6 protein-coding genes are annotated in these 14210 nt (G+C 53.0%); all 6 read right to left on the reverse strand.

The features are described 5' to 3' along the window. Nucleotides 1-23 precede the first annotated feature (23 nt). On the reverse strand, nucleotides 24-2165 hold the full coding sequence (locus HUU59_08755) for a hypothetical protein (protein ID NUO19521.1): 2142 nt from the start codon (nucleotides 2163-2165) through the stop codon (nucleotides 24-26). 15 nt (nucleotides 2166-2180) lie between these two features. Next, nucleotides 2181-3266 carry a PorV/PorQ family protein gene (locus tag HUU59_08760; protein ID NUO19522.1) on the reverse strand — a complete coding sequence of 362 codons (1086 nt, stop codon included), beginning with the start codon at nucleotides 3264-3266 and terminating at the stop codon, nucleotides 2181-2183. A gap of 42 nt (nucleotides 3267-3308) precedes the next feature. Continuing rightward, nucleotides 3309-6299: a hypothetical protein gene (locus HUU59_08765; GenBank protein NUO19523.1), complete on the reverse strand. Its 2991-nt coding sequence runs from the start codon at nucleotides 6297-6299 to the stop codon at nucleotides 3309-3311. Between the two features lie 67 nt (nucleotides 6300-6366). Continuing rightward, nucleotides 6367-8379: a right-handed parallel beta-helix repeat-containing protein gene (locus tag HUU59_08770; protein NUO19524.1), complete on the reverse strand. Its 2013-nt coding sequence runs from the start codon at nucleotides 8377-8379 to the stop codon at nucleotides 6367-6369. Nucleotides 8380-8427: 48 nt separating this feature from the next. Then, nucleotides 8428-12096: a TonB-dependent receptor gene (locus tag HUU59_08775; GenBank protein ID NUO19525.1), complete on the reverse strand. Its 3669-nt coding sequence runs from the start codon at nucleotides 12094-12096 to the stop codon at nucleotides 8428-8430. A gap of 168 nt (nucleotides 12097-12264) precedes the next feature. Continuing rightward, nucleotides 12265-13506, reverse strand: a complete 1242-nt coding sequence (gene icd, locus HUU59_08780) for an isocitrate dehydrogenase (NADP(+)) (GenBank protein NUO19526.1) — start codon at nucleotides 13504-13506, stop codon at nucleotides 12265-12267. Between the last annotated feature and the right edge of the window lie 704 nt (nucleotides 13507-14210).

A 14210-nucleotide genomic window follows, 5' to 3' on the forward strand; every position in this document is an offset into this window, starting at 1 on the left:
ATTAAATGCGGAGACTCTTCTGATTAATTGAAGCTGAAGTCGAGGTTCTGATTAAAGAACAACAGCTCATTTGCAATCAACAAACTGACTGCCGGTACATCACCAAGTATCGGATGAGTGTACAGCTCGTTCTTCATGTACGACAGCGGGAACGTAAAGAAGCAGCTCCGGAACCGCGGCGTCGCAAAAATGCGCGTGCGAATCGTCTCTCCGACTTGAATTATTTCAATCGTTCCGTCGTACTTGATGAAGTTCAGTGCTATCGGCTCATCATGGTCAGCGGAAAGAGGTATGAAACGATACGTTACTTCGAGCGTATCGGCCGTTGTCCATTCACCACCACCGACCGGAATGGACGCAAAAATCCGCCACTTCGGTTGAAGCAAGTTTGAACTGATATTGCGCACGTGCATGAACTCGCCGTTGACGCCACGCGAAACATTGCGAATCGTTGAAGCCGACAACAACGGCAAAGTCTCATCCAAAGGAATCAAGGCAACCGTTGTCTCGTTTGACCAATTCGTATCCACCGCACAGTCGTAATTCTCAACAAGGTTCGTGTACAGCGACGTGTCAGCGGTGCTTGACTTGTAATTGTACAAGGTAATCGCGAAGTCAAAGTTCACCGGCGCGTTGGATCGTCCGAAGTACTCGATTTCCGGCGGGTAGGTCACCCCCTGATTCAAATAACGCAGCTTGGACACCATGTTCGAATCAATATTCAAATCCGGATACTGCGGGTCGCCGGCCACTGCGCCGACAAAATCCGCGATTCCGGAATTAACGACGTTGTTACTGTAAACTGCTTTCGAACGAATGGCAAAGATGTTGAAGTACTCGCGCAGGAAGTCGTTTGGCGCTGTACCGACAGCGCGATTCAACGATTTATTGAACAATCTGCGGCCAGTGTACATTACATTACCACCGACATTCATGTAGTCGGCCAGTACTTTCGTGTAGGCCGTTGCTTCAGCCGCCGTCCTGCCCGGCGATGAATTATCGTCATCGATAATCCAGACTACCGCAAACTGGCTGATGTATTCGTAAGACAACACATCTCCGTCAACATTATCCAACCAGGCAATGCTGTCAAAATCAAAATGGCGTATTGGCGGCGATCCTGGCGGCTGAGCAATTGGCGCAAGCGTGTTGGCGATATCGATTGCATCGCGCAGCACTCCGCCTGTACCGTTTACTCCAAGATAGAACGCTTTCAAGGTGTCGGCGTCAATACCGCCGCGATTCAGTTCAAGCGCAGAGGGCGGTCGATTCTCATTGACAATCAACAGCTGCCCGGTCAACTGGGGCTTTACCACTGTGAAAGTGGCATGCGCCATGTTATTTGCCAGCGTGAACCCGTCATCGCGCACCCGAACATAAAACGTATAATTGCCGCTCTCAAGTCCGTAGAATGCAATCTGAGTCTCGTTGCCCCAGTTGCTCCAGCCGGCGCGATACCCGACGACATGATTACTGTCATTTCTGACCGGGAGCGCGATCGAGTCGCCTTGGCCGTTAACAAGCGCATAGCTGAACTGGAGAGGAATCACATTAGACGTGCGTGAATCCGGATCGCTGCCCTGCCAGAGCAGGCGTAGCCCGTTGTAAGTAATAGTCAACGTGTCGCCGACAAGCTGCGTATCCGCGATTGCCACAACGGTATCATAGTCCGTGCTTGTGCTCTCCGCCCAGCGCAACTGAGGCGTGTTCGGCGGCTGATTGGAACGGAAAAATGTTCTCGCCGCGATCGTTGACTTCGCACCAAGATTGTCCACCGAGCGCACAAGGAAGATGTGCTCCGTCACTTCGCCGACCTCCGTCAGCAAGTATATCTGCTCGCTGGCCTCTTCGGTCAACGTCCAGATATTTGCATCCGCAATTGTATTCAAATAGGCTTGAAACGCGGCGTCGCCCGCTCGATAAGCGTTCAACGCTTCCTCGGAGACATCGTCGTAATATTCAAAACCCGTCACAAATCCGTCCGGGTCGAATCCCTGCCAGTAAATGATTGGAGCATAGGAAAACTCCGTGCTGTCAACGGGGAAATTCACGAATCGCACGGTCGGAGATTGGTTCGAACTCGGCGTGTCGTTCAACCTGTCACAGCCGACAGCAAGAGCCATCAGCAAACCTGTGAATAAAAGTATTTTTGTATTTCGGGACATGATTCTCTCCGCGGATTACAGCAGGTGCTTGGTGAAGCGATAGCCCAGCGAGAAACGATGGATGTTCTCAAGGAACGAAATGCCCGTGAATGCGTAGTCAATCGTTAGGCCTGCTTTCGCCAGATTCAATCCCGCACCAATCGTCGCGCCGTTGCCGAAAAACGTGCCGTTGCGGCTGAATAACGGAAACTCGTAAAACGGATTGTCCCCGGATGCGTCCTCACCTGCATTAATAGCAGCGCGATACTCGTCCCAGGATTTGCGTGACCAACCGTTCAACTTCTTGCCCGCACGCAAAAACACCGTATTCATGTACCCGTATTCCAGACCGAAGTTATAGACTTCCAAATTGTCGTTAGGATGCGACCAGGCCATTGAGGCAAGCAACGAATGAGTACCCAGCGAATCCGAACCGTTCCACCAGTCGCGGTCGTTCGTGTTCACAAGATACATCGAAGCTCCAAACGTAAAATTCATCGGCAGGGGAAACTCCTCGTTCACGAACTTCATGTCCGGACCGAAATTCGACGTCAACATCGCCAACCGGACTGTCTTCCAGCCCGTGTCATAAAATGTGCCGACGTCCGCCGCCCAACCTGTCGCGGACTTGTCTGCCAAAGTCTCATTGACAAGTTTCAGCGTTCCTCCAACCGAGAACTTGTCGGTCAGCATTTGACTGTAGGACAACCCCACGGCCAAGTCACCCGCTGTAAACGTCCGGCCTGTGCCGTCCGGCATTTCCGGTGTGGTTTCCTTCATTTCATCGGTTGTCAAATAGCTCACCGAGGCTGCCATCGTACCGTTTAGTTTTTCGACCGGTTGCGATACGCCAAGATAACCATACTGCAATCCTGCCGCGTAATCTATCCAGCTGACCACCGCTTCAGGTTTTTCCAGACGAGCTAGTGCGCCCGGATTGTGCCAGATAGCGCTGGCATCTGTGGCAACCGCCACGTAGGCCTCGCCCATGCCGACCGCGCGGCACGACGGGCTTATCTTCAAAAACTGTACGCCGGCGGTGCCGACCTTTGCCTGAGCCCACAGCATCGAGGGAGCGATCAGACAGGCCAAAAGCAGTCCGAATAGTCGCCAACGCTTCATGTGCACATCCTTCCGTCTATGAACACGATTCTAAATTCTGGGTTAACGGATAATGACGAACTTGCCTGTCGTAATCGAATGATCCGAAAGATCTTCGACACTGAACAGGTAAAGTCCTGACACTACTTGCTGATTGTTGCGGGAATTCAAATCCCACTTTTCCGAATTCAAGCTTGCCCACGAACTCCGGTCGCCGTCCGTGTTGTGAGGGATTACCTGCACGAGGTCACCGGCCGTAGTGAAAATGCGAATCAACGCCTTCTCGGGGAGATTCATGAATTCTATACGCCGGTCAACCTGTGGAAAGAAATCGTTCGTTCCGTCATTCTGATTTTCCCACGATTGACCGCGATAGTCCGAAGTATAATCTTGATACGCGCGGTACGGATTTGGCACAACGGTAACCTCACGACGCTCTGACCCGGCGGGTGCAAGCAACACCGCATTCGCGGTGGCGCGTGTGCTAAGCGTGGTCAAGCCCGACTTCGGATCACCGTAGTCGAACGCAGTCACGGCATAGTATCTCGGTGCCAAAGTTTGCGCAGGTATCCGGTACTCATAAATGCCCTCGTACGCGCTCAGGATTTCATCGATTCCCGTGTTCGGGCCAACCGGACCGAGTGTGCCATGCACACCGATAATTGTCGTGTCCGGCGCGAGCGTATCCGGACGACTTGTCTGCACAGGAACCGTCATCATCGAATCCGAGCCATCGGCAAAATAGGCGTAATCCTCAACGTCAAATTGAGCCAGCAGCTCGAAGCTGTTTTCTTGATTCACCGTTGCGACGTGAATGCGATACCCTTCGAAGTCCTGCAGACGGCTGAACGGATCCCTGTAGGTCGGCGCCTCCGAAGAACGCTTCGACCAGCGCAGAATCACTTCCTTGTCGCGCAGCTCGTAGCCGAGACCGCCCGTCGCACATTGACCCTCGGGTGTAATCTTCACAATGCCGCCCTGATGCTGCGCAGAATTGTATGTATTCGGCACGCACTCGATCAACGCAGGAATCGGCGGAGGCGGAGGACCCGTAAAATCAGGAATGCCGTCACCCATATCCAGAACACCGTTTCCACTCATCCAGCCCATGTCCCACGGACCAAGCTGAAGCGGATGAAACGCGTTGAAGGCATAAACGAGATCCTGCGGAATGATGTTGTCTTCTGAAGTCACCGGGAACGGCGTTCTGCCCTGGAGAATTGGATTGTTGTCGACATCAGTGACGCGGCCGTCGCGTTCACCTTCATCAGGTCCGGTGTACCAGCCGACCGTAATGGTCGCGCCGCCCATTCCCAATAGGTTGGCGCCAATGAAGTACGTCACTTCAATACTGTCAACGCCCGGAGGACGGACACCGTAGATACCGTCCCGGCCGACGTCTTCGCCGTACCACCCGTCTCCGGTATCTAGAATTCCATCACCCTGAGAACTGTCCGCATCCAAGCTATCCGGATCGCCGTCAAATCCCCAGTCGAAAATCGGCGTGTCGAACATACGATTGTCGTACACATCCTTCGCCCAGCGCGCATTGTCTTTCAAATCACGGAAGTCGAACTTCGACGTGTCAATATTCGTGTTGTTCGTTTGCGGATTATTGGGATTGTGGAAGTTCTCACCACCGACATAGGCAATCGTCATCTTGAACTTCTCACCCGGATTCAGTCGGTAAATATCATTTCCTGCGCCATCAGTGAAGTCATAGATTCCGAGCGGCCCCCAAGACAGCAGGTAGCGCGTGTCATATCCGTTTGCGATATCTTCCGCGGTCGCAGGGTCAACCACACCCGCATCGGAGAAGATTTGCACAGGATACCCGGAGTACTTGTACAGTTCCGAGTCCGCCAGAACAACGCCTGCGGACAGCTCATCCACTGACGTCTGCCAAAAGTCAAATTCGCCGTTGCTCATCAGCTGATACTTGTGTGCGTCACCTTCCGGTGTGCCCCAGGTCGCCGTCCAGCCCATACCCAGACTATCACGGTCGGCATATGCCTCCCAGGCCGGGCCGTAATCGAGGTTGACGTCACCATTGGGATTGTACCAGTTAAAAGACGTGAATAGTCGCGGGTTCGGCGCCCGAATGACACGTGTGCCGGTTACATGAGGAATCGTAAACGGCCCGCCGAACGTCTGGTCCGGATAGCCGTCGTTATCGGCAATCCATGCCACGTCAATGCGCACTTTTGTCGTGTCGCCTTCAGCACTGATTTCATCAACTTCGCGAACAAAACCGCAAATATCGTCCGTGTGTTCGTTGTTGTCGCCCGCGACGCCGCAGTCTGCGTCAACATATAAACCGACATAAACGTTCTTCAGAAAGTTCGATGCGATATTCTCGATTTCGTAATCAATAATTATGAAATCCTCCGCAAATGCCTGACTGAACGAATACGACTTTTGAGTGATTTTGATACCAAGCGGGCGATGCGGGCCGTCGTCCGGATCATCGCGAACAAACAACTCTTCGGTCAACGTGTCAGCCATAGTCGCCACGAAATCCTGATCGGAAACCGCCAATGAATCATAAACAACTTCGCCAAAGCAGTTCGTGAATCCGGGGCGGTTAGAACGCTCAATAATTCCGCTGCCGGGCAAGCCTGCTTCCGGCGCGTGAAATTCGTTGATGGACGGGTTTTGCCAGCCGTCCGTACCCACCGAGACGCGCGTCGTGAAAAATCCGTCCTCTTCAATCAACGCGCCAATCCACAGCGCGCCTTGAAACAGATATTGTTGTCCCGAACCGCCGGGGAACTCGCACTGCGGCGCCCAATTTCCCGGAGGACACGGATCATCCAGCGCACCGGTCTGTGAAGGACCGTCGTTGCCAAAATAGCCGTAGTTCGTGATGTTCATCCACATTTTGCCGGCATCATGCACGCGGTTTTGATCATCAGGGTTGGCCACGTCCAAATGACGCACCGGCCCGCGAATGTCTCCTCTTGAGTACGGCATGTTTCGTGCCGTCACAAGTCCCGTGCAAAGCCCAAGCAAAAGTAGGGCGGTTAACAAAAATGTGTAGGTATTCCTGCGCATGTGCGAGAACCTCTATAGAATAAGGCAGGCGAACGCTGTTAGGCCTTCGCAATCAAAATTATTTCTCTTATCGTTGCGCCATCAAGCGCTGTATCATTCCCCGGCCAACCGCACCGGCGCCCGGGCCGCCCCATGCGCCGATGTCATTTCGCGAACCGTCAGGATCATTGTACTGCGAATCCGGGTGTCCGGAATTCACACAAGGAGAGGCGGCGGCAAGCCTGTAGGCATTGTCCGAGAACTGCGGATCCTGGCTGATACTCGCACCGACATCCAACGTGGCCGGCATATAATTGGCCGGATTCGTGTCCCGCAAACCGTTGTTCCAAATGTCGCAATAGTCAATAAACGGCAAAGACGACTGCTCTGCGAATACACCATAACGTCCGCAGTGCGCAACGATATTGTTTAGCAGCGTCGGATTGCAGTTCTGCCGCATGTGAATTCCATAGTAGCCGCCACCCACAAACGTGTTGTTCACAATTAGCGGGCTGCAGAAATCCTCCATGGACAGCGTCGTAACGGAGCAGGCTTCGACAACGGTATTGAATATTTGTACGCCGTTTCCGACGTTGTTCATGGTGATGCCCTGTCCACGCGAACCGAATATTCTTGAATTCGATATAATCACGGAAGACGATAGCACCTGTACTGCCCACGCACCAACGTCTGTAAAAATGCACTCATCAAACACTACCGCACTATCGAGCGCGGTCGTGCCCGTAGCCACCTGCGCACCGCCGAGGAAGCCCGTGTTGAACTCACAATCCTCGAACCGGACACCTGCCTTATTGACGGTCACGCGATTGAAGTCGTTCAGAATGAAATTTCTCAAGATCGAAGGCTCGTCACCACGATCAAGAAACAGCAAACCGCCGACGAAATCCTGATTCGCAGTTTGACAGGCACAAAGCTCCACGGGGCTGTTCGCAGTTCCCTCGACCAGCAATTTGCCGTATACTTCAAAATTGAACAGTCCTGTCGCCTCAATTTTTGCGCCCTCACCGATGACGACCGTTACACCCGGCGGTATTACGACATCGCACGACATGCGATACACACCTGCACTCAAGTTCGTCTCAAGCCGTCCGCGCAGTTCACCCGCCGCCTGTGCATAGGGTTTAGCTCCCATGTCGGCGCGAGTGCCGTCCGGATCCGGATCTGTTCCGACTGGACCTGCATCTACGCACGGCGAGCACGATTGCAGCTCATAATTGGCAAACCGGGTCTGTAGGTCCTCCGCCGGATCGACAAACAACGGCAGAATGTCAATATTGAAGTGCGAATCACACGAATCCAGATTCACATTAACCGTCGTCGGATCACCAAATATGCGGCGCGTTCCCGCTACTGTGTCGGGATTGTCGTTCGTCATAATAAACGCCGGCGCGCTGTTATCAGAGATACAATTATACGAGATATCCAAGTCCTGCGGAAATACGCTGGAGTCGGCACGCACGCCGGACGCGTCATTTCGCGTGAATATATTGTAGCGAATGACGGGGCGGCTCGCACTGTTCGTAATGAACACCGCATTGTTTTGATTCTGCGTCACTATGCAGTGCTCAATCGTCGGACTGCTATTATTGATGGCCAGCATGCCCTTGTAGTTCTGCGCGTCACGGCCAATAGGAGTCAGTGTATCACTATCAAAGTACGCGCCATATGTGAATATACAATGACGGAACTCCGATCCTTCTGCCTGATTGTGCAGCTTGAAGCCCCGCCACTGCCCAAGGTCTGGGGACGTGTGCGCGCTCGTGAAAATGATCGGGCTTCCCGCCGTGCCTTGGGCGACAATCTTCCCCTGAACATCGATCCAGAACAGCCCGGCCACCATTATCTCCGTGCCCGGTTGCACCGTCACCGTTACCCCTTGCGGAATAACATAATTTGTGTCAATCAGATACGGCTTGTCTTGCGGCGCCAAAGTCACGTCGCTGGTCGGAGATTCCAGGCGAATCCCCTCCCTGAACGGTGAAGGCGGGACAATCGGATTCGATTCGGGATCCGAACAACCCAGTATCACTAGCGCCGTTGCTGCACCGGCTAATGCGATCAAACGCAAAGTTGCGAACATGTTTTATCTTGCTCCAGAAATCGTTTCTTGTGGGACCCGCAAGGCTGTTTAGAAATCCAACTTCAAGTGCAGCAGCACTTGTCGCGGCGGGAAGTAGTTCCGCGGATTGTGATCCAAGTCCTTGCCCAAGTTGCCGTCGTCCGCCTCGTTCTGATTCTCCTCATGTGACGAGTCGTACGCATTTCCCGTCTCCGAATAAATGTCCCTGACATTCTTGCGATTGAACAAATTGAATATCTCAAAGCCCGTCGAAATCTTCATTCCGTTGCCGATTTCCCAGAACTTGTCGAACCGGAAATCCGTCGTTGAAGTTGCCGGCTTGCGTGCCGAATTGGCAAGGATCAAGTTCGCGCTCTGTCCCGTTGTATAAGTTGACGGCGTGTACGGCAAACCTGAGCCGTACGAGAACTCCACAGTCGATAGCCAGTTTGAAGGCAGCGTTACACCCAGCACGCGCGGGTGCTGATCCTTCGCAACCATCATCGTCAAAAATGCTGACACTCGGTGCGTCTCATCCCAATCCAGCGGATGCTCGTTGCGGTTCTCCGGCACACCATTCAAACGGTCCAGCAATCCTTCCGCCGCCGCAGACTCTTTGCCGTAGGCGAATGAAAAGTCGTAGTTTGCCGTCAGTGCCCACATGCTGCTGAATTTCTTGTCCAGTGAGAACTCAAATCCGCGTGCCCGGGCATAACCAAGATTGAAGTAGCGGTTCAGAGTCAACGGTCCGATGCGCTCCTCCACTGTTCCAATCTGATTGTAAACGTCACGGTAGTAGCCAGCCACATCAACCACCCAATTCTCGGCGAACTCCGTGCTCACACCGACTTCATAGGACACCGTCTTCTCGTACTCGAGATTCGGATTTCCAATTTCTGTGTTCGGGGAGATGTTCGCCGTTGCACTGCGGTAGAAGTACTGGAACGAAGGCGTCTGATAGTAGTGCCCGTAGTTGAAATACAATTTAGACGACGCCGACACGGGATGCGAGATACCCAAACGCGGCGCAATCACATACCGCCCGCGCTCCGCCAGCAGTGCTCCCGGCTGGTTGCGATCAACCTGATCCTGGAATTGCTGCAGCAGGCCGTCGCCCTGTATAATAAAGTCCGACCGTAAGCCCGCGCGAACGATCAAGCCCTCGAACTCCATTTTGTCCTGGAAGTAAACCGAACCTTCCCACGGCTTGTGATTGTAGAAGTCACGTGTGCCGCCGACCCCAATATACGGTGAACCTTCCGGCAGCGGGAAATCCTCGTTGTCGTACGGCTCGTCCGGACCCTGAATGGACTGCATCTGCAAGTCGCGGTACTTGATTTCAATACCCGACTTCAACTCGTGCGCCTTGTTCACTTGGCTCGTGATGTCAAATTTGCCCGAATACTCGACAGACAAACGGTCCTGCCAGAATGCGATTTCGTCCCACTGACCCGGATTCAGGAAGTCATCGGGATTCGAATCCCACACGCCGTTCTTGTTGTAATCGTAGAAGAACTCTCCGTCGTCCGCAAAGAAATTCGGAATATCATAGACCGGTGCCTCAACATCGTCCAACGTGCGGTTGATCCACGTAGAACGGCCTTCGATATAATGGAAGTAAAGAGGAATAAAGTTCTGGTCAAATCCCATGCTGAGCCATTCGGGTTCACCGGCCGGAAACTCCTCCAGAATGTTTGCCCAGGTATAAATTACCGGCAAGCGGGGATCCATGCCGTATCCCAAGGAAGACGGAATACAGAAGAGCTCGTAGTCGTCGGCTTGCCCGTTCGGTCCGTCATACTGTCCGTTTCGCGTTGGCTGCAGACGACCGCCGCCCAGAGAAACACCGCTGGGCAAATCAAGCCAAACTTCACCTGCATCCCATGTCCCATTGAAATAACCGTTTTCGTCCGGCGAATCAATGAACGGCTCACCTGTGTCATAGACGAAGTCCCCGTCCAACAATCCTTCGCCGGTGTCGTCGGCGTCTTCGAAATTCGTCTTCTTGTCAATCGAACCGTTGGCATTGCGGTCATCATAGCCTTCGCCCCAACCGTCATAGCGGCCGTTGTCGTTGGCGTCCTGAAACCGCTCTCCGTCCCACACTCCGTTGCCGTTCCAATCCTGCTCGGCAAGCTGAGGCTCTGCATCATCCCAGCGGCCGTTGCCGTTGACATCCACGTAGGGATCCCACGGATCATAAACACCAGGATTGTTCTCACCCTGTGAATTCGAACGGTCAACCCATGGTTCGGCTTGATCAAACACGCCGTTGCCGTTCAAGTCAACCCAATCTTCACCGCGATCCCAGCGACCGTTCGCGTTGACGTCGTCGTAGCCTTCACCTTCTCCGTTATATTCGCCGTCGCCGTTCGCGTCGCGATATCCGTCAGGGATACCGTTCTGATTCACGTCCGCGCCGCCGCCGCCGCCAAATCCGCCTTGTGTGAAGATCCGGTCGTCTTCGACTTCCGTGTCGAGAGTGAATTCATCCGGATTCTTGCCCCGCGGCCGAACCTGCGTCGCAGTCTTGAAGCGTCCAACAGAAACTTCATAGAACGTCTTCTGCGTCACGTTGTGCTGATACTGCAGGTTGTACGAATCACGTATGTTCCGTGAAAAAGGACGATTTTCCACGTTGTACTTGTACTGCCAGCCATAATTTCCAGATATCGAGGCTTCGCCGTCCGGATAGATATCCCAGAGCGAGTGTTCGCGAGTATATGAGAAGTTGAACTTGCGCGCCGGATCCATGCGGTACGTCAGCTTCCAGAAAGTCGAGTAGTCGTTCGACTGCCGTTCCGGAAGGTCAAAACCGAAGTCAAGGTAATCGCTTGGGTCTCGCCGGATACTGTATGGCGTGTAGGTATTCGTCAATTTCGCCGTTCCCGATGTGAAGAAGCTGAACTTGTTCTCCTTCATGTTGAACAGCTCTTTTACAAACGGTACAGGTCCACTAAATGCGTAGTCGGCCTGATCCTGGTCGAAACTGTAAGTGTCGAACAAACGGTCCGTGCGGTACTCGATGGTTCCATTGTAGGCATCCATCTTGCCTTCCGGCGTCGTCACGCGAATCAAAGCAGACTGGTAGCCGCCCGTCGATGCGTCACCGCCCGTCAGAATCTCGATTTCTTCTACATTCAGCGCGCTCGTATTGATCAAGCGCTTTGAACTGTTGTAGAGCGCGTCCGACTTGGATTGACCGTCCACAACGTACTTCGCCTCCGTATCACGGCCGCCGCGTACGTGCAGACCGCCGTCCGGGTCAACTTTGAAACCCGGTTGCTTGGCGATAATCGAAACCGGTGACTGGCCGCGCATCAGGATTTCCTCTCGTCCGATGCGGTCCTGCTTGCCTGTCGTTCCCAATTCCACCGGAGGTTTCTTGTAGACAATCTCCTGCTCACCAATCTGAATTGCCTCTTCGACCAGCGTGAAATTCAGCGTTGTCGTCAAGTCGGAGCTTACTTGCACTCCTTTGATGAGCTGCGGACCGTAACCGACGGCAGTCACCCTGACTGAATAATCGCCCGGCGCGACACCAAGGATTGCATACGAGCCGTCAACGCCCGCTGTTGCGCCCTGTTGTGTCTCGACTATCTGCACGGCCGCAAACAACACTGCGTCACCGTTGGCGTCTATTACGGTACCTGCAATCTTTCCTGTTCCCGCGAAAGCCGCTGCCGTCAGTGTAAACAGGACAATGATGTGTAAAAATGTGGTCAGACTACGCTTCATGTGAAAATCCTCTTCGCGGCAATCCCGCCCGTAGCGGGCGATGCAACTTTTGGACTGTTTGTTTCGTCTATGCAGATAGGGGAACTCCATCTCTGAAGCAACCCAAATTTCAAAAATCTAACTAAAAATCGTGGCGGCGGAAGGCATTTCACCGCCACGCAAACGGGACTACATATTCGCGATAATCTCCGTCGCGAATTCCGAGGTCTTGAGCTTCGTTGCACCCGGCATCTGACGTTCGAGGTCGTAGGTCACACGCTTCTTGCCAATGGCTCCTTCGAGTCCCTTTACAATCAACTTCGCCACCGGATCCCAACCAAGATATTCAAACATCATCACACCGGACAAAATTACGGAACCCGGATTGATGACATCCTTATCTGCGTACTTCGGAGCCGTGCCGTGCGTCGCTTCAAACACCGCGTATGCGTCGCTGATGTTGCCTCCCGGAGCCAAACCTAAACCACCCACCTGAGCCGCACACGCGTCGCTCAAGTAGTCGCCGTTCAAGTTCGGCGTCACGATGACCTGATACTCGTCAGGACGCAAGAGCAATTGCTGGAACATCGCGTCGGCAATGCGGTCGTTCAAGAGAATCTTACCCGCGGGCAACTTACCCTCAAACTTGTCCCACAAGTCTTTCTCCGAGACAACCTTATCCGAGAATTCCCTAGCTGCAAGCTCATAGCCCCATTCGCGGAATGCGCCTTCGGTGAACTTCATAATATTGCCCTTGTGGACAATCGTCACCATTGTCAGCCCGCGGTCAATCGCATATTGAATGGCCTTGCGTACGATGCGCTCACTGCCATATTTTGAAATCGGTTTGATTCCCACACCCGAATCATGCCGAATGTTCTTCCCCATGCCCTTAACAAATTCGATAAGTCTCGCTGCTTCCGCTGAACCGGATTTCCATTCGATACCGGAGTAAACGTCTTCAGTATTTTCGCGGAAGATAACCACATTCAGTTTACCCGGGTCCTTCACCGGAGCCGGAACTCCTTCAAACCAGCGAACCGGACGCACGCAAGCGTACAAATCTAAAACCTGTCGTAACGTCACATTCAAAGAGCGAATCCCGCCGCCCACTGGCGTGGTCAACGGCCCCTTAATCGCAACGATATACTCTTTAATAGCGGTTAATGTATCATCCGGCAGCCAGACATTTTCCCCATAAACTTTCAGCGATTTCTCGCCGGCATATACTTCAAACCATACGACTTTCTTCTTTCCGCCAAATGCCTTCTCTATCGCGGCATCAAACACGCGCTGCGAGGCGCGCCATATGTCCGGGCCGGTTCCGTCTCCTTCTATAAAAGGAATAATCGGATCGTCGGGGACGACAAGCCGGCCCTCAGCAACAGTGATCTTCGACCCCTTTGCTGGAGCTGTCAATTTTTCATACACGGTAGTTTTCCTCTGACGAACGGGGGCGCGAGGTTCGCGATCGCGTAGCCAAGCCTGATGTTGTACGTCTGTTTGTGGTGAGGCAGGTAGGACATTACGACGACCCCGGGCGGCATCGCAACGTGGTAGGACTATTCTATTATCTGGTGACTTGCCTCATGACCCAATGAGACAAATCAATTTACGAGGCAACGGCGGATAGCTAAGCAACTCCGATCCCGAAGTTTACATGCCTTATCGTATTTGCTAAGCCATCTTATGAACTTCTAATATACCGATCAACCAAAGGATTGTCAACCCCAAACTTGCACACAAACCAACTTGTTAACTTTTCTTAATTCACTATTCTCAATAAGTTTGAACTTATCCACCCAAAAACAAAACACCGCTGCGAGGGCGGTGTTTTAAATTATCCGAGTCACACGCGCATTTTCGCGCGTGTCCATGTCTTGGAAGAGACAGATTCAGTCACCGAGAACCGTGTTGCAGAGTCTGAGTGAGCCGTGCAGGGGCCGCAAGCAGGAGCGAAAGAAACCGTGCCATTTGCCCTCGGTAACTGAATCCGTGTCTTTCCAAAGATCATTTCCGAATGATAGGTGCAAGAAAGAGAAAGGGAGGGCCTCACGAGTTCCGAAGCCGAAACAAGGAGGAAAAAGCGTCGTCACAAAGTAGCAGGGAGACTGGGAAGAAAACCGCGCAATGAC

It is taken from the genome of bacterium, assembly GCA_013360195.1.
Taxonomy (GTDB): Bacteria; Electryoneota; RPQS01; order RPQS01; family RPQS01; genus JABWCQ01.

Excerpts from the sequence above, each read along its gene's own strand:
- HUU59_08755 (NUO19521.1), bottom strand. The coding sequence starts at position 2,165 with ATGTCCCGAAATACAAAAATACTTTTATTCACAGGTTTGCTGATGGCT.
- HUU59_08775 (NUO19525.1), bottom strand. The coding sequence starts at position 12,096 with ATGAAGCGTAGTCTGACCACATTTTTACACATCATTGTCCTGTTTACA.
- HUU59_08770 (NUO19524.1), bottom strand. The coding sequence starts at position 8,379 with ATGTTCGCAACTTTGCGTTTGATCGCATTAGCCGGTGCAGCAACGGCG.
- HUU59_08760 (NUO19522.1), bottom strand. The coding sequence starts at position 3,266 with ATGAAGCGTTGGCGACTATTCGGACTGCTTTTGGCCTGTCTGATCGCT.
- HUU59_08765 (NUO19523.1), bottom strand. The coding sequence starts at position 6,299 with ATGCGCAGGAATACCTACACATTTTTGTTAACCGCCCTACTTTTGCTT.